This window comes from Paenibacillus ferrarius (assembly GCF_002027705.1).
Classification (GTDB): Bacteria; Bacillota; Bacilli; order Paenibacillales; family NBRC-103111; genus Paenibacillus_E; species Paenibacillus_E ferrarius.
In genome coordinates this window covers 17,545-35,080 of sequence record NZ_MBTG01000049.1, presented here as the reverse complement: position 1 = coordinate 35,080, position 17,536 = coordinate 17,545, and the positions used below count along the sequence as shown (strand labels likewise).

At 46.0% G+C, this 17,536-nt stretch carries 16 protein-coding genes and 1 pseudogene; 5 read left to right on the top strand and 12 right to left on the bottom strand.

What is annotated here, in order from left to right; all coding sequences use genetic code 11:
• Positions 1-78 precede the first annotated feature (78 nt).
• Positions 79-1,235: pseudogene (locus BC351_RS34410) on the top strand (IS3 family transposase).
• Positions 1,236-1,491: 256 nt separating this feature from the next.
• Here the strand turns inward: BC351_RS34410 and pdaA are convergent.
• From pdaA to BC351_RS34390, 4 genes are all read right to left on the bottom strand, one after another.
• Positions 1,492-2,235, bottom strand: a complete 744-nt coding sequence (gene pdaA, locus BC351_RS34405) for a delta-lactam-biosynthetic de-N-acetylase (RefSeq protein WP_144028617.1) — start codon at positions 2,233-2,235, stop codon at positions 1,492-1,494.
• Positions 2,236-2,398: 163 nt separating this feature from the next.
• Positions 2,399-3,520 (bottom strand): HD-GYP domain-containing protein, encoded by a 1,122-nt coding sequence (locus BC351_RS34400; RefSeq protein WP_079419605.1) that lies wholly within the window; start codon positions 3,518-3,520, stop codon positions 2,399-2,401.
• A complete protein-coding gene (locus BC351_RS34395) occupies positions 3,517-3,945 on the bottom strand; it encodes a response regulator (protein WP_079419603.1) in 429 nt (142 codons plus the stop codon). The genes BC351_RS34400 and BC351_RS34395 overlap by 4 nt, the downstream gene beginning before the upstream one ends.
• Entirely contained in the window at positions 3,938-5,488 is a 1,551-nt protein-coding gene (locus tag BC351_RS34390) for a sensor histidine kinase (protein ID WP_079419601.1), read from the bottom strand. Before BC351_RS34390 ends, BC351_RS34395 begins: the two co-directional genes overlap by 8 nt.
• A gap of 166 nt (positions 5,489-5,654) precedes the next feature.
• On the opposite strand from BC351_RS34390, the gene BC351_RS34385 reads away from it, so the two are divergent.
• A complete protein-coding gene (locus tag BC351_RS34385) occupies positions 5,655-6,290 on the top strand; it encodes a response regulator (protein ID WP_341866040.1) in 636 nt (211 codons plus the stop codon).
• A 49-nt stretch (positions 6,291-6,339) separates the two neighbouring features.
• On the opposite strand, the gene lepB is transcribed toward BC351_RS34385, so the two are convergent.
• The 4 genes from lepB to BC351_RS34365 form a co-directional block, all read right to left on the bottom strand.
• Complete coding sequence (gene lepB / locus BC351_RS34380; protein WP_079419599.1) at positions 6,340-6,897, bottom strand: signal peptidase I; 558 nt, start codon at positions 6,895-6,897, stop codon at positions 6,340-6,342.
• Positions 6,898-6,936: 39 nt separating this feature from the next.
• Positions 6,937-7,632 (bottom strand): hypothetical protein, encoded by a 696-nt coding sequence (locus tag BC351_RS34375; protein WP_079419597.1) that lies wholly within the window; start codon positions 7,630-7,632, stop codon positions 6,937-6,939.
• Between the two features lie 78 nt (positions 7,633-7,710).
• A complete protein-coding gene (locus BC351_RS34370; RefSeq protein ID WP_079419595.1) occupies positions 7,711-8,484 on the bottom strand; it encodes a hypothetical protein in 774 nt (257 codons plus the stop codon).
• 79 nt (positions 8,485-8,563) lie between these two features.
• Positions 8,564-9,022 carry a hypothetical protein gene (locus BC351_RS34365; RefSeq protein ID WP_079419593.1) on the bottom strand — a complete coding sequence of 153 codons (459 nt, stop codon included), beginning with the start codon at positions 9,020-9,022 and terminating at the stop codon, positions 8,564-8,566.
• Between the two features lie 267 nt (positions 9,023-9,289).
• On the opposite strand from BC351_RS34365, the gene BC351_RS34360 reads away from it, so the two are divergent.
• Positions 9,290-9,667: a hypothetical protein gene (locus tag BC351_RS34360; protein ID WP_079419591.1), complete on the top strand. Its 378-nt coding sequence runs from the start codon at positions 9,290-9,292 to the stop codon at positions 9,665-9,667.
• A 279-nt stretch (positions 9,668-9,946) separates the two neighbouring features.
• On the opposite strand, the gene BC351_RS34355 is transcribed toward BC351_RS34360, so the two are convergent.
• The 3 genes from BC351_RS34355 to BC351_RS34345 all read right to left on the bottom strand — a co-directional run bounded on the left by BC351_RS34355 (position 9,947) and on the right by BC351_RS34345 (position 14,702).
• Positions 9,947-13,504, bottom strand: a complete 3,558-nt coding sequence (locus BC351_RS34355; protein WP_158082328.1) for an Npt1/Npt2 family nucleotide transporter — start codon at positions 13,502-13,504, stop codon at positions 9,947-9,949.
• A 143-nt stretch (positions 13,505-13,647) separates the two neighbouring features.
• Positions 13,648-13,875 (bottom strand): DNA-binding protein, encoded by a 228-nt coding sequence (locus tag BC351_RS34350; protein WP_079419587.1) that lies wholly within the window; start codon positions 13,873-13,875, stop codon positions 13,648-13,650.
• Positions 13,876-13,946: 71 nt separating this feature from the next.
• Positions 13,947-14,702: a GTP pyrophosphokinase gene (locus BC351_RS34345; protein WP_079419611.1), complete on the bottom strand. Its 756-nt coding sequence runs from the start codon at positions 14,700-14,702 to the stop codon at positions 13,947-13,949.
• Between the two features lie 245 nt (positions 14,703-14,947).
• On the opposite strand from BC351_RS34345, the gene BC351_RS34340 reads away from it, so the two are divergent.
• The gene (locus BC351_RS34340) at positions 14,948-15,754 is read left to right on the top strand and encodes a hypothetical protein (protein WP_079419585.1); all 807 of its coding nucleotides are present in this window, start codon (positions 14,948-14,950) and stop codon (positions 15,752-15,754) included.
• 64 nt (positions 15,755-15,818) lie between these two features.
• Here the strand turns inward: BC351_RS34340 and BC351_RS34335 are convergent, their stop codons facing one another.
• Positions 15,819-16,310: a CcdC protein domain-containing protein gene (locus tag BC351_RS34335; RefSeq protein WP_079419583.1), complete on the bottom strand. Its 492-nt coding sequence runs from the start codon at positions 16,308-16,310 to the stop codon at positions 15,819-15,821.
• Positions 16,311-16,611: 301 nt separating this feature from the next.
• Between BC351_RS34335 and BC351_RS34330 the strand changes: the two genes are divergently transcribed.
• Positions 16,612-17,466, top strand: a complete 855-nt coding sequence (locus BC351_RS34330) for an alpha/beta fold hydrolase (protein ID WP_079419581.1) — start codon at positions 16,612-16,614, stop codon at positions 17,464-17,466.
• Positions 17,467-17,536 lie beyond the last annotated feature (70 nt).

The following is a 17,536-nucleotide window of genomic DNA, read 5'->3' as shown; positions in this document are numbered from 1 at the left end:
TGAAGTTAGACTATTTCGTAGACACACCTTAAGGAACAACCTTTATAATATAGATATTAAATAAGGTCGAGGTGTGGCATGGGATCACAACGTGAAAGTTATGATGAGGAATTTAAACGCAAGACAGTTGAACACATGGAGTCTGCTAATAAGAGACCAATTGAAATTTCTAAGGAATTAAATATTCCTAAAAGTACCCTAAGTCGGTGGATTAAACAGTACGGCAGTAGAACTGTAGAATCTCAGTCTCAGGTGTTTGTAGACTATGAACGAATGAAGAAGTTGGAGCAAAGCATCCTCGAATTAAAAGAGGAAAATGAGATTTTAAAAAAGGCGATGCACTTCTTCACAAAGGACCCGTGCTGATTTATTCGTTTATTTATAAACACCGCTTCCAGTACCGGGTCGAGAAGATGTGCACCGTTTTAGAAGTCTCACGAAGCGGATATTACAAATGGATTAAGAGGGAACCTAGTGCTCGTGAAAAGCGCTTAAAAGCGCTAGATCGGAAGATAAGAAGACTGTTTAATCACTTTAAAAAACGCGCAGGAAGTCCGACGATTACAGCCGTATTAAGAAAAAATGGGACTGCGGTTTCTTCCAAAACGGTCAGTCGGCGTATGAAGGAAATGGGATTGAAGTCAATAACCGTAAGGAAAGTAACGGCTACGACGAATTCTAAACATGACTTGCCTGTGTTCGAAAATGTGTTAAATCGTCAGTTTACTGTGCTAGCGCCGAATAAAGCTTGGGTAACGGATATCACTTACATCCAGACGGGCGAGGGCTGGTTGTATTTGGCAAGCGTAATGGATTTGTACTCTCGCAGAATTGTAGGATTTTCAATGGGAGCTCGAATGACAAGGGAGCTCGTTTTAGACGCGCTAGAGAAGGCATATAAGCGTCGCAAGCCTGAGCCAGGATTAATTCATCACTCTGATCGTGGCTCTCAATACGCTAGTCATGACTACCGCGCAAAGTTACAAGAGTACAAAATGATTGGCAGCATGAGCCGTAAAGGAAATTGCTATGATAACGCTTGTATCGAGTCCTTCCATAGCACGTTGAAAAAAGAATTTGTGTACCAAACAAAATTTAAGACCCGTAAACAAGCCATGAGAGAACTCTATGCTTACATTGAGTTTGACTATAATCGACTACGACCACATTCTACTCTAGGATACGAGACGGCTCATCATTTCGAACAAATTTACTACAGAAATCAGGCTGTCTAATGCCGTGGTTGTTCCTTAATTTTGTGTCTACGCTATTGACAGAAGTACATTTCACCGATAAAATGAATGTTTCCGAGCAAATAGCGTATCTCAGTTCCTTTTCAGCCAAAATTCCACCTTTTCCGCGTAAATAGCGTACCCTATTTCCTTCTCATCTCCATATAACCACAAAAGCTCACCCCATTATGGGATGAGCTTTTTCTACTTTCTAGCCCCAATTGTCTCTTGCTGTAGAGTGGCCGCATTCCTATTTACTCTATGGCGTGTGTGTTTTCATCTCATCGAGACTTTTGAACTGATAGCCTTGACTCCTGGCGTCGTCAATGATTTTGGCGAGTGCCTCGGTGTTGTCTTTGGATACCGAATGCAGCAGTATCACCGCGCCGGGGTGCAGCTGCGCCATCACATTTTTGTACGCGTATTCCCAGCCCTTCTGATGCTTGGGCTCCCAATCGCGATACGCAACGGACCAGAATACGTTCGTGTAGCCAAGCTGCTGGCTGACTGTCAAGGACTGGCCGTTGAATATGCCCCGCGGCGTGCGCAGGTAGCGCATCTCCGTTTGGCCTGTTACAGCGCTGACGCCCTCTTTCACCTGGTCCAGCTCTTTTTTGATGCGGTCTGCCGATATTTGACTCATGTCGGGATGACTCCAAGAATGGTTGCCGATCAGGTGGCCTTCTTGCGCCATGCGCTTCAACAGCTCTGGCTCGGTTTTGATGTAGTGCCCTGTGACGAAGAAAATGGCAGGCACCTGCTTATCCTTCAGAACGTCCAAAATCTTGCCGGTATACCCTTGCTCATAGCCATTATCGAAGGTTAAGTATATTTCTTTGACCGCAAGGTCGCCTGTAAAGATCGCTTCATGCCGCTTCAGCAAGCCTTTGAAGCCTTCTTCATCAATGGACGGGCGTTGTCCGTTTATGCTTTTTTTAAAGCCAAAATGATACGAGCCATCGGCAGATGCCAGGCTGGCCTGCCCGAGCAGCATAACAAGCATGGCGGTAAGGATACGGATGTAGTACACGGGTGTAAATTCACTCCTTGCCTTCTGTGGTTTGGTACAGCCAACTAGACTGTTACTAATATGCCACATTTTAGAGGCTGATTATGTGAAGAGAAGGAGTGTCCCCCGCAGGGTAATACTGGATATGTCCCGCCTGCTAATCAATCACTTTGCCAAATGCATCTACAATATCTCCGCGAAAAGACTTGCCGACAAGCTTCTGAATCTCCACATACGCTTCGCGCTGCGACATCTCTTCTCGGTATGACCGCGGTGTCGTTAAGGCCAGGAAAACTTCAACGAGACCAAGCATCTGCGAGAGGAGCGGAATCTGATTCCCCGATAACTGATACGGATAACCGGTACCGTCTACCTTTTCATGATGATAGAGGAAAGCTTTCTCCACCTCCAGAAAATCAGGGATGCCCTCGCATAATTCCTTCGCCATATAGCAATGCTCCTGCACCACTTCGAACTCGAATTCCGACAGCTTCCCTTCCTTTTCGAACATATAATCCGGCAGCTTGACCCGACTTACAAAATGCAGTAGCGACAACAAGTCGATCTCCCATTCCTGCACGCGCAGCCCGCGACCATACTCCGTCACAAGCGCTTTCAATAAGGCGCTCATTTCTCCGATTTCTTTGCGGGAAGTTTGTGTTTTCCGCTCTCCAACGGGGATAAAACATTGCAATAGATTAATGACCTGCTGCTTCTGCTGCTGGAAAGCGGCAGCTTCCACACGCTTTTTGTGCTGATGGAAGGTCACACTAATAATGCCTCCCAGAATCATCGTGCCCAGGGCATATACGGCTTTGGTCGTCGCCATGATGATCGGAGACAACCCTTCGTTGTTCACCGTAGGACCAAATATATGAAAGATAGAGAAGTATACGATAAATATTAAGATGCCATACAAATACATGCGATAATCTACGAGCAAACTGAGCATAATGGGGAAAAAGATCAATGCCACCCACATCTGCTGCAAAGCCATCGGATTGTATAGCGTTATCACAACAACGACCAGGAAAATCAGCGCAGGAGTAATGAGCTTCGAATAAGGACTGTCCTTGGGTATACTTTTCTGAATTCCGTACATCCCCCACGAAAAAAGAGAAACGGTCAGCGAAGTCATCGTATACAGCTTGGATTCCGCATTCCCGCTTATCAACACATAGAAAAAGCCGCTTAATGCACATATAAAAGCCATGCTCCCAATCATAGCCATCATCAGCTGATCGGCAGGCTGCCCGGAGATTCGTTGCACATATTTCATAGCAGAGCCCTCCTTAATACAGGCTCATCATAGCTGTTCTCTTTGGGCTGAAAACAAGTAGCCCCTTTCATCACATCTTCGATCGTAGATAGAATGACCTCTGGGCTCGTATCTTTCATTAAGTAACCATCTACCCCAGCTTTGATAGCGCGATAAATATCTTCGCTCTCGTCAAATGCGGTTAAGATTATTATCTTCATTGCCGGATAGGTATCCTTTAACGACCTAGCCCCTTCAATAATCGATGTTCCGGGCATTTTCAAATCCGTCAGAAGCAGATCCGGCGCCAAAGCCAGCGACTGTGCGATCGCTTCGTTCCCGTCCGCTGCCTCTCCGGCGACTGTATAATCGCCACAGCTTTGAAGTAAAATATGTAGTCCTTCTCTAACAATTGAACGGTCATCAGCGATCACTACTTTATACATAGGCTATGCTCCTTTCACGCGGGATGTAGGCGGTAACGGTTGTTCCCACAGCCGTCTCAGAATGAAAAGACAGGGCCCCATTCAAAGCTTTAATTCGCTTCTCCATGCCGCCAAGTCCGAATCTTCCCTCCTGAGCCATAGATGAGCTTTTCATTCCTACCCCATCATCCTTCACCATAATTGTCCATTGGACGCTGGTCACTTCAATTTTCACATGAATATGTTTGGCACGCGCATGCTTAATGACATTGTTCGCTGCTTCTTCGACCAAATGATAGATCGCCTCTTCAATATCCAGCTGTTCATGTGCCACCCAACCGATGTTCTCGAACTTCGGCTTCACCTCGGTATGCTCCGTAACCCGATAAAGGAGCTTCTCAATAGCATGATGGAGATTGAATTTACGCTTCTCATCCTTAAGCTCGATAATGAACTGGCGAATATCCCGGTGACTTTCTTTCACCTTCTTCTCGATATCGGTCACATAGGGCAGTAGGGCCTCGCGCGCCTCGGAGGGAAGCGCATTTTTTAATTGAAACAACTGTATCGAGATGAAGAACAGCTCCTGGGTAATGCCATCATGAATGTTCTGAGCAATCGTATTGCGCTCTATCGCTACAGCCGTTTCTTCCGCATCCTGCAATTCCTCATTGGTAAAATGAAAAGCTTCCAGCTTCACAAGAATGAATTGCATGTACATTTTGTGCAAAATAGACAGTTCCTGTTTCTCTGCTTTGACGAGCAGCCAGCCGTATACCTTGCCATTACGATCGACGAGGGTTTGGATATACAGAGGCACAACTTCACCCGTCGGAAATGGCAGGCTCGTAAAAAGCCTCGGGCTGGAGGGCGTATTTTGTTTCATATAGTTTGTAAAATAGGTATGCTTCCAGCTTTGAATCTTCTCGTAAGGACCAGTACTCTCCAAGCAAAGAATAACTTCGCGGTCATCCAAAACCTTCTTGAGCAATTCTTCCACTTGATAAATCGTTCTTTGTTTAAAGGGGTTGACCCCCTTATGCTGCGAGGAGTAAATCATCACAAATTTGCGGTACTGCTTGTGCAAGTTTTGCAGAGTATAGTGCACAAGTCCTACCACACAAAAAAATGCAAAAATGACAAAACCATAGGCAAAATGAGCCAGCACATAACTATAAATAGAGCTGTTCGAAGTCAAAGCAAAAACTGTGGGAAGCACAATCACATACCCCAGTGAAATCAGATAATACGGCTTCCAGGTCACAAATCGTTTGATCATCCCAAGACCCGTAAAGCTATAGAATAAGAAGGGACTCGACAGTCCGCCGGTCAGCCAAAGCATGCCAAAACCGAAGCATAAATCCGCTGCAACCGCTAGGAAAGCAACCTTTCTGCGCATTTTGTCCAAATGTACGAGACTATATATCGTTTGAAAAAGCACCGCTATCAACAATAGCCCCGGTGAAACTCCGCTGGCTTGGGTATAGACCAACATGCCAATTAACAGCAGAACCCATCTGCTGCCCAAAAATAAATATAAGCCTGTTTTATTCTGTAAAGCCATGCTTAACTGCTCCTAAACTTAATGTATTCTTAATGGTTTTTCTGTCTGTTTTGTTATACAATGAACATCAGAAACTAGCATAGGCATATAGTATTAGGTATTTGGAACTATTATTTCCAGTATAACATAGATTGGATCTCTTTTGGAGGGAAGCCGCTTGATTACTATGATTATTCTTGATGACCATCCTCTTGTTCGCAAAGGAATTTGCACGGTTGTTTCATCCGGTCAATCCATGGATGTTATCGGAGAAGCCGCTAATTCGAGGGAAGCCCTTGGACTTCTGGACCAGATGCAGCCGGATCTTGTACTCGTAGATTTAAATTTGGGGAATGAGAATGGTTTGGATTTCATTCAACAGGCTCGTCGGGCGGGGCATACGTGTAAATATATGATATTAACCTCATCGGTCACGCGAAATGAACTTCAATTGGCACAATCGATGCAAATTGAAGGAATCTGCTTGAAGGAAGCTTTCCCTGAAGATTTATTATATGCGGTAGAAGTTGTTGCTCGGGGCCGCAAATACTACGATCCCGTCTTAATGGGGTCCATGATGAACGATAAAGCAGGTAAAGAAGAACAGGATCTATCCGAATTAACCCCCAAAGAGCTTGAGGTTCTGATGTCCCTTGGCAAAGGACGCTCCAACAAAGAAATCGCAAGCGCTCTTTACATTACGGAATTCACTGTCAAAAAACATGTCAGCCAGGTTCTAGCGAAGCTGGAGCTAGCCGATCGTACGCAAGCAGCTTTATATGCACTGTCCAAAGGGCTCGTACAATTCGAAATGCAGCGATAAACAGCTTACAAGAAAGATCCGCCGGGATAACCCGCCGGATCTTTTGTTTTTATAGGTCAAGCGGCTCTGGAATACGATGCATAGGAAGCAACGAGAATTCCGCGTACCCTTTCACATCCTTGATATGAACAGGACCTAATGAGGGATCCCTGCTGTCTTTGCTTTCACCTAAGGTCCTATTGTCTCCTATGACGAATAGGGAACCGGCTGGAACTGTTTGAACCGCCATATCTTCCGATTTACCGGCTGTGTATAGTTCAGGCAGCGGTGTTTCATTCACATAGATAACACCGTCCCGGATAAGAATCCGATCTCCTTGAACAGCAATAACACGCTTAATAATGCTAAATTCCAGACGCTCATCCTTAATGACAACGACATCGCCATATTTGGGAGTAGTAAAGAATAAGGATAACTTATTCATCAGCAGCACATTGCCGTTTTGAAGGCTGGGATACATGGAGTTACCTGAAACTCTCGTAAGCCCAATTACATTGTTAATCAATATAAAGGCCAGAGTTAAGAGTAAAATAAATTTCACCCAACCCCAAAATCCATTTTTATTCTTAACAACGGATCGACTTACTTCCGGATTCAATTCGATCATGATAGACTTCCCACCTCAGCAGCTTAAAATGTAAGATTGTTATTGTTTGTAGGTTGCATTCACTATAGTTGAAGCTTGCGGGTGCTGTCCGTAGACATCATCCGTGACTGTGGGCTGCTGCGGAGTCGACGGCACAGGTGCTGGCGCTGGATTCTCTACAGGCACTGTCGGCACTACTACTGCCGGGGGCACCGTTGGCACTACTACCGCCGGGGGCACTGTTGGCACTACTACCGCCGGAGGCACTATGACAGGCGGAGCCGGAGAGAATACCAATACAGGCGGTACATAACTGCCTGCCAATGCATCCATCGCACCTTTGGCACTATCCGTAATGGATTGAAGCTTGTTCATAATCTGCTGACGATCTTGCTCCGTTCTGATATCCGTTTGTGCGAGTAACTTTTGCGCATATTGCGCAAGTGCTTGAATGTGGACCCGCTTCTGCTCCTCTGTGAAAGCTTCCAGATTCCTGGCTGATGCTTCGAGTCGAAGCTGCAACTCTTTCTTCAACACTTCCTTCTGCGCATCCGTCTCTAACTTCATGGACTGGTCAAGATTCTGGACCACTTGCTCCGTTTTCTTATTAAACCAAGAAGCCATCGTACCGGCAATATCAATATCCGCATAGGAAACCCCGGCTGATGCCGTAAGAATAACCGTTAAAGAAACAATTCCAGCTGCGACAATCCGTTTGGATTTCACCTTGCCTTGTTTTTCATTTCTAGTGATCATCGTGATTCCTCCTTTTCTAGTGAATGTAGTCAGAATGAAGTAAGATGGAGGCCCCGTTGCCGGGGCCTGTTTTACTTCTTATTTTTTGAATCCGTCAAGAACGATGTTTTCAAGAGCTGCTTTGCCAGTAGTCTCAAGGGCAACACCTTTATCGGAGATGCTTTTCTTGTTGGAAGCTTCCAAAGCATTCGCAAGCGCTTGAAGATCAGCTAATTTCTCAGCTACTTTGGCAGCGATGTTATCTTTGATTTCTTGGGAAGCTGCTGTTCTTTCAGCAGCAAGCAAAGCGTTCAATTCTGCTTTAGTTGCTTCGATTTTTGCAGTTAAAGTCGTAGCTGCTTGAGCTTGTGTTGTAGCTACAGCAGCATTCAAGCTGTTCAGGGAAGACTTTCCTTGAGCCGTAACATCGCTGTAAATATCAGCTGCGCCAATAAGACCAGCTACATCAACCGCTTTATTGTTCAAAGAGTTAGCATCACTAACCACTTTATCGTACTCGCCTGCCATGCCGTTTTTGATGCTTGTGTTTTTACCGTCAATTGCCGTGGAGTAAGCACTTACTTGACCATTGATAGCACCTTGTACACGACCTGTTTCAGTTGTACCCGCTGTTTTCACATTGTTAACTGCAGTGTTGTTGATAGCTTTGTAATCAGAAACAAGTTTGTCTTTGTTTGCAGCTACGAAACCTGCAACATCTCCGGCTACTAATGCTTTTGTTGCAGCTGTTGCTGTGTTGTACCAGCCTTGAAGTTGTCCGCCAGCGTCAGTTGCTGCGAAAGCTGTACCCATACCTGCTACTAAACCTGTTGCAATAACACCAATTGCTAATTTGCTTTTCAATGCTTTCATCTTTAATCAATCTCCCTTATATGGTTTTATTGGTTTAATTGTGTTCACGATAGGTGAACCCATAACTCACAATGACTGACTACTTACCCAGCTTCGACGTCAGCTCTGCAATTGTCTCCTGAGCCAACTGATCAATTTCACGATCATGGTTCCTTTTCGAAGTACTCACGTACTTGTCAAAATCAGCAGCGCCCGTTTTTACAAGTTCATTGGCTGCAAGCTCCATTTGACTCACATAGATTTGGTTAGCTTTATCTATGCGATCGATTGTTTGTTGACTCGTGTCATCCGCGATCTTAGTTAGATGAACATTGGACACGGAGACCTTCTCTTTCGCCGATGCTTCCAAGGATTGAGCGGCTTCGGCCCATTCTTGTAGGGCTTTGATGTTGATCTCACTCATCCCCTGTTGGGTGCGAGCTTTGTACCAGTTCTGCAATGGCGCACTCGCATCGGAGTAGGCATACGCCGTACCCATCACAAGGCAAGTCGATAGGCTCAATGAAACGATGATGACTTTGCGTTTCAAGCGATTCATTGGGTTGTCCTGCCTCCTTCTTGTTCTGCGCTTGCTTACAAACCTATTGTATCTCGCTATACGATTCGCGACTTCGTCCTTTGGAGTAATTTATATGTGCCACCTTCGCAGGGGGACATGGTAGACTTTCGTACCAGATGATTCAAAAACATCCAAATTGGTTATTAAGGTACATCGTCCCATACCACTTGGCATCCACTCGAATATACTAACTCACGAGCCCTTTGAAGGATGACAAATCGTTTAACCTGTAGAAAAGAGGATACAATGAACACGAAACAAATGCTTATGGTCAGCACAGTGGCCATCACCCTAAGCATGGGTGGAACAACATGGAACGACGCGGTACAGGCAAATTCAATAGAAAACACACAAACAACTACACCTATAAAAGAAGATCTGCTGCAAGTGCTGGGCGTATCCTCCGAGGAGGACATCTACAAAGCCCAATATGAGGGACAATCTCTGGCTGAGATGGCAAGAGCTAATCATGTCGATGTCCAGAAGGTCATTGCCCTTCAATTGGCTGAGCTAACTGAACTCCTCAACGAACGACTATACAGCGGCAGCATCTCTCCTGAACAATACCAAGCCCAATGCGCCGAACTGCCTGAAATTATTATTAAAAGTGTCTACGCGATGTGAAAAAAGAGCTTTCCTACAAGTAGAAAAACTTGAGGAAAGCTCTTTTTTTCATTTTTAGTGCTTTTGATAAAACCTGCGATTATGCATCCTTTTCATCCCCGAAATCACCTAAACGATGAAATTCCTGCGATTCTGCAGGCTTTTGAGGCCTTTTCCGAATTTTAGGATGGAAAAGCTAAAAATTCCTGCACAATTGCAGGAATTTTCGTTTTTCGTATGATTTTCTGGATAAAGCCTGCACTTTCGCAGGTTTCTGACTCCGCGAGCCAAGGGAAACCCTTAAATCATTCCTCTTAGCCGATCCGCGATGACCCGCATCATACTTCGCAGGACATCAATGTTCTGGAAACAGAAAGTCATGACCTGATCCCGGTTCAATTGGAGCAGCAAGGTGGCTTCCTTCGCTGTACAGTCTGCCGAGCGCGGCCCGCTATCGATAATCGCCATCTCCCCAAAGAATGAACCTTCCTGAAGAACCGCATATTCCTCGCTTCCGCGATGAACGCGAATACTGCCTTCGATGATCCCATACATAGTGTCTCCGAAGTCGCCGGCTCGGCATATCGTCTCCCCAGGGGCAAAGGCGACTTCATCGACCATTTGCGCCAGCCACAAGAAGTCATCAGGAGCAAGATGAACAAACAAATCAATCTTTTGCAGCACCAGTATGCGCCGTAATAGAACTTCGTCCTTCGTCAGATCTTCCGTCGATTTGGCCGCCAACTGCTCATAGCCAACTGCTGCTTCCGCAAGTTTAGGCGCCGACTCGGACTTACCAGTTGCCTGCCCACGCTCCAATTCGGAGCGAAGCCGGCGAGAGAGCAGCTTCATCATTTCAACGGCAATGCTCGTTTGATCGAACATCATGTCGTAGAAAACAGATGAATCCAATCGCCATAAAAGACTGTCTTCCTCCGCTCGAATGGAGGCGGTCCGCGGGCCTTGCGTCAAGATGGCCATCTCTCCGAAGCAATCCCCACGCTTCAGTTCTCCGAGCAACTGACCGCTGCGGTGCACACTAGCACGTCCATCTCCCATCAACATCAAGGAATCCCCAGGATCCCCTTCCTGAATGATGATCGTTCCCTTGGGTACGTCCATCTTATGCAGTCGCTGAGCGATCTCAGACAAGTCCTTGCTAGTCATGCCATGGAACAACGAAACGTGACGAAGCAATTTCACACGGTGCATCAGATCCGCCAGCTCGTTATCCTGCGAAGCCTCGAATCTTTGTAGAATAAGATGCTGAATCGATTGGGTGAGCCAGTCATCTCCTTGCGCAGACAGCCAACTCAGATGTGCCTCTATTTGAGCATTCGCCGCCGAACTCCGCATCATTTTACGCGAAGCTGCCATTAGCTTGGTCATTTCCGTACGAAGGGTTCCCTGCAGCGTTTGGTCAATCACTTCTTCCGCATTCGCCTGCTGCCTTGTATCTCCCTCAGACCAATCCAAGAATACAGCCTGCATCGTCATCTCATCATGGATAAGAGACAGCAATTGAAAAATGCGCCGACTGATCGCGGCTCGAATTTCGTTAACGATATCGGCAATATCCGCATAGCCTTCCACCCCAACCAGGCATGAGCCATGCTCAGCAAACTGTCCATACAAATGCAGCTCCTGAACAATATAAGCTTCTGCCTTCTTGCTATCCACGAATGGCTCTCTTCGCTGCATCCGCAGCAGTGATTCCACAATCCGATCCCTCATGTCATAGGAGGCTGTTTCATAATAAGCGAATAATCGGTCAAAAGCTGATTGTGTAGCGAACCGCTCGAATACGGCCGGTACATGCAGACCAACTTCTTTTTGATCCAAATAAGACATCAACGGAGGCAGCACATCTTCCTCATCGTAAGCCGCCAGCGCACTAATCGCGTAGCGGCGGGTTTGGCTATCTTTTAGCATAGCAATAATGGGGGCAAGCAGTGGGGGAACATGAAGAATAGCTGCCGACTCCAGCGCTCGAATTCGAACCTGCGGACTGTGATCATGCAAAAGAGAAATCAACGGCTTATAGAAATTTTTCACACGAATTTGCCCGAACAAAGCAGCCATCGCGATCCGTTCTTCTTCTTCTCCGCTCTCCATCATTTCCTTGAGCTTGCCTACGGCTCGAAACATGCCTTCAATGCTATAATATTTGACCAACCCAGCAATAGCTGCCGCTTGAACGTCGATGGAAGGAGCATCCAGATGTCTCGTAATCTCATCGATATACGCCTCTTTGGCATAGGCAGCTAACGCCAGCAGCGCTTTCGCCTTCACCTGATTATCGCCTTCCGCCACTAAGGATTGCAGATCAGCTTCAAAGCCTTCAGGCACCTTTTGCTCCACATAAATCAAAGCTTCTATGACCATTTCGGGAATCGAATGATGCAGCAGCCCGTTCACATGAGGGGTAAGATCAAACGTATCCATCTCACGCAAAAGGCCAAAGGCATATAACGCCTGCTGCTTATCCGTGCCGGAGAGCGCATCAATCAAGATTTGCCGGCTTACGGCATCCATCAGGTTGAGCTCGATCTTCTCTCGATCGTCTCCTCCTTTTTTGAGGTTGGCCAGCAATGTGCTTAAATAGGCTTTTTTCACTTTGACCCCTGCCAAGATCCCCACAGCAAGCAGTGACACAATCAAATAACTCAGCTGCTCAGGCGCTAGAAATCGTGTCACGACGAGCAAACAGATCGCCGCCAAGCCCTTAGCCCCATTTCGAACAATGCCATCCAGGAAGCCTTTGGCTTTACCGCGCCACTCTGGAGGAACAGGGAACATCACCAGCTGACTGACGGACGAATAGAGCGTGTCCCCAATCACCTTATCGCTGCCCTTCACCATAACAGCCATCGCCAGCACGGGTAGGATCAGAATCCCAAGGCTGCCCGCCATTAACGCAATTGGGAAAATGAGCAGAGCTGTCATTACGCCAAACCGCGTCAAAATGCGTCCGGAAACAAACAATTGCACGAATAAAGCAATCAGCCCCGAGAAGCCGTAAAAGCTCCCCATGAATCCAGCCAAAGCCTCATTTTGCAAAGTGCCTCTTAGGATGACCTTGAACTGATAATCAATTAAGGTAAGCGATACGACGAGCGCAGCTGAAAGAATAGCTACATATTTCAAATGAGGCACACTGGCAAAAAGCCCCGCCTTCTGTGGGACCGTCTGCTTGGACGCAGTTGTCCTTGGCTGTACGGGCTTATTGTCCAACGTGTCTTTGGTGATCCGCAATATCAAATACACGGCAACTAAACCGAGCAGTTGCAATCCTGCATAGAAATAAATCAGGTTCGCCGTGCCTACAAGCGGAACGAGCGCTTTTAACCCAAAACCACTGAGAATTCCGCCTGTAATGCCGCCGCTCCCCACAATACCGATCATTTGCTTAGCTTTCCTTTGATCCATGACGGAAGTAGCGAACTGCCAGAAACACACGATCATCAGGAAGTTGAACACGTCGTACCCGATATAAATGACTGGAAATACCCACCGCAGCTCAAGCCCTACACCGAGCCTCGAGATTAACACCAGCACAGAGATAAGCGGTATTAAGCCCTTCATGAGGCTGTCCAACCGTACCTTCGGGGAATAACGCTGGAATAGGATCCCTGCCGTAATCATGACGAGGGCCTGCGGCAAATACATCAAAGATAAATAGGAATTATCGAATCGGCTTAAAAAGAGCGTATCCGCCGCTGTTCTGCCGATCGTGGATGCGGACACCACAAAAAATAAATAAGCGAACAATAAGAAGACTTTCCTGTACTCCTTCTTATCCTGCGCAAATTTATGTAGAAACGTTTGGTAAAATTGGCTGGACCATATCCCGTTCATGACACACCTCATCTTAGAATCATCGCTCACTTACTGGCTAATGAGATTGTACCAGAAGTCCTAGGAGAAAATAACTACTACAGCCAAAAAGAACAAAAAAAAGACGCGCTCCCACGGAGGCGTCTTCATCTGAATGACCTTGTTTATGATTTTCTAATAATCTCGTCGATCTCGCTTTTCAGCAGCAGATAGCGGTGCACGCTTCTCATGATGGGCACCTTGGTCAACTTGTTTTTGTCCACATAAAGCTTCATTTGATCCTTGGTAAGTCCTAAGTATTCCCCTGCTTCCATTACGGTTAAAACAACTTCATTACTCGTCGCATTGAACGTCGTCTTTACTTTCTGGTTCCAATCTTCAAATACCTGCATGTGCTCGCAACACCCTTCTAGTCCGATCCTACTAGTATACCACAAAAATCAACTCTTTGTGGATGGTGTCTTTATTTGGAATCGTCATCGGTTAGGAGCTCGAGCAGAGCTTGCGGCAGCGCGAACTGTTGATTATTAATAATAATGCGGTTGAGAGCATCGACAGAGGTATCCGATTGTTCTTCTTTAATGACTTCAATCTCCGCATGCAGCCGTTCCATTTGCAAATCAAGGGCATACGCGGCGGCGGCCGCTTGCTTTAATTCGTCCAACAGCCTTCCCGGCACAGCTTGATTACCTTGGTTGAACTTATAATAAATTTTGTGCTCCAAGCTGGCCCAGAAGTCCATAGCAATCGTTCGAATCTGAACTTCGATACAGACACTTTCTTGGCGATCGGACATATGTACCGGAACTTCGATCAGCAAATGAAGACTTTGATAACCGTTTGGCTTCGGATGCTTAATATAATCTTTTTCCCCTAGTATCTTAAGGTCACTTTGATTTTTGAGCATATTGCTGATCACATAAATATCCGAAATGAACGAACATGTGATTCGCATGCCGGCTATGTCCTTAATACTGTCTCGAATTCCCGTAAACGAGATATCGCCACCTTTTCTGTTCAGCTTATGAAAGATGCTTTCGGGCGATTTCAGGCGAGATTTGGTATGTTCAATAGGGTTATATTCATGCAGCATTTCGAATTCCTGCACTAAGATTTCTACGCGTGTCTCCATAGCATCCAGAGCAAATTTGTACGTCATCATGAAACGGGTGATTTCATTCTTGAAATTTTTCAAGTCATTTATGGAAAGCTGATTCATCATGATTGTTCCATCCTTTGGTCGTGGTTATTTTACCAGTCTTCTCTAGTTTAAAGCACGGGGTTCACTTGGAGCAAATTTGGTGTTCGTATTGACATTTTGTGCGGCAACTTGGTATAGTACAGCTATTCTATTTCAAGCGAATACTTACGTGGAAGCACCCGTGAGATAAGGCTATCAGCCTTTCTTGCCGGTGCTTTTTTTGTTGTATTCCCAACCATTTTCAGATTCGAAGGAGGACGTTTATGAAAAATATGACCGTTTGGCTCACCGCATTTGCCCTCGCCTCAGCCCTGCCAGCAGGAACCGCCGCTGCCGCTTCCATGGAAATAACAGCCGCGATCCAAACCTCGCTGGATAAGACCATCGCCAGTGCCTCTCAAAGCCAAGCCCGAACTATCCGATCTCTGTACAGCGAATTCCTAAGTTTGCAGAAGCAAGATCAGGATTGGGAAAGTACAATTGACTCCCTTCACGATCGTAATAAGGATACGGCTTCTACGATAAGCAAAAAGCTCAAAGAGATTGATGCGGCCAAAATTAGCAAACTGGAGGCAGATATTAAGCAAACAAGAGAGCGGTACGAGCCCTTATTATCCCGATGTACCTCACTTAATAAGCAGATTGAAGCTGCCCGAGCCTTAAAAAGCAAAAGCTTGAACACCTTCCTGAATATCCAGGTCGCCGCACTGAAAATCCCCGTTCAGCTTGCTCGCGCAGATATTGCTGCCAAGGTGAAGGCTCACCAAGCCGCCAAAGACAAAGTCTCGCAAGCCTCGAAGAAAATCCGCAGCCGTCTCACGGAGCTTGACCCTATGAATTCCCAAATCAAAGCCAAACAAGGCGCGATTCGAACCACCCAAAGCAGTCTGTCCCCCTTATGGAGCGCCTTCAAGCAAGCTGCCAAAAAAACTGACACGAACGGCGTTCAAAGCTCTCTGGCCTCCATGGTCACTCTGGCGCGTCAAATCAATGAGGAAAACCAGAAAATCTTTAAACTCGAAACTACGATCAGCGAAACGTTAGCCTCCATTCAATCCCAAATGCCCTAGAAAGAAAAAAGACACCAAATTGGGTGCCTTGACAGCCATTCAAGCCATCTTGTAGATCTTAGTCTCAATGCGCACTCACTTGGCGGTATTTAATGAAACTGCCAATTCGCCAGACGCAAATATATACGTATGCCATTACCATCGTAAGTACAGTGAATTCGGTATAATCCAGGCTTTTGAAATATTGCGATAAAATAATTCGAAGGGCGATAATCGCGATCAGCACATATTTAAAATTTTTGTTTCGCCGCGCATACACAAGCCCATCCTCGCGCTTCTCATAACCAGTATGGTAAAGCATGATGCTGCCTAGTCCGATACCCAACACGCCTGCGCATAACATTTCCCAGATGGCTGGAAGGTGAAAGGGATGGTCTGGTATGTGTGACAGCGAACTGATAGACAACCCGAATATGACAAGCAGCAGAACAACCGGGATGAGCATCCCGAAGCCTTTATTGCGAATAGGCCGCTCCTTGCCGCGAGTTCTCAGCCAGATGACCAAGATAATAATAACAGCACTGATCCCATATCCAATTAACGTCTGGGCATTCATATGAACTTCCCCTTATATGCGTAGTATGTAAAGCCCGGAACTTCCTTAGCCTTCTTATATTCTTGCCCGTTCAAGAGAACTTCATTAGGGTTTGTTAACCGATTGCTGCGCGTCCATGAATTTATTGTACCTAATTCTAAGAGTCCGTTCAATCAGACCCTAGTAAGACTTTTTATCGGTCTTAAGTCGGAGTTTATCTCTAGGTGCATGGAATGAGCTTCAAGATAGGAAAGTACTTAAAATCAGCCTCCTCACATATTTTTGTTATGGCGGGATACATGCGCTTCTAAAGGAGTTGAACATGGTGGTGCTGTATAAAAAAATGAATATTGATGGGCTCTGTATATTTTTTCGCGAAGCTGGGAGTCTTGACAATCCGACCCTTATTCTTCTGCACGGGTTCCCCAGTTCCTCCCATATGTTCAGGGATTTGATCCCTCTTTTGGCTGACCGTTTTCATATCATCGCTCCTGACTATCCCGGCTTTGGAAACAGCAGTATGCCTTCAACGGAAGAATACCATTACACCTTCGAGAATTTATCCATTGTAATTGAACAATTAATTGCTAGACTCCATATTTCTCATTATTTATTATATGTCCATGATTATGGCGGACCTATCGGATTCAGATTAGCTATGCGCAATCCGCAGCGTATTCTTGGCTTCATTATTCAGAATGCCGTCGCCGATGAGAAAGGACTCGGAAAGCCCTTTGATCTCTTTAAAGCGCTATGGGCAGACCGCAACCCGACAACTGAAGCGGCGTTTGCCAAGCTTGCAACGTTTGATTTCACCAAAAGCCAATACGTTCTGGGAGCATGTCAACCTTATCTCATAAGCCCTGATGGATATTCCATGGACCAATTTTTCCTGGATCGTCCTGGGAATAGCCAAATCCAGTTGGAGCTAGGCTACGATTATAGGAAAAACGTAGAAGAATATCCTGCTTGGCAGCATTACTTGCGGACCTATCAGCCTCCTACACTGGTAGTCTGGGGGAAGAACGATTTTATTTTTACATTGGAAGGGGCCCATGCCTTTAGCAAGGATTTAATCCATATCCAAACTTGCCTGCTGTGTGGTGGACATTTTGTGCTGGAGGAACAAAGCTGGCACGTTGCGGAGCTTATCAAGGGCTTCTTTGGCCGCCTATGAACAGAAATAGAAAAGCAGCCATCCCAGAGGAGAAATCTCTGTGACAACTGCTTTCTGAGCTTATATTTGA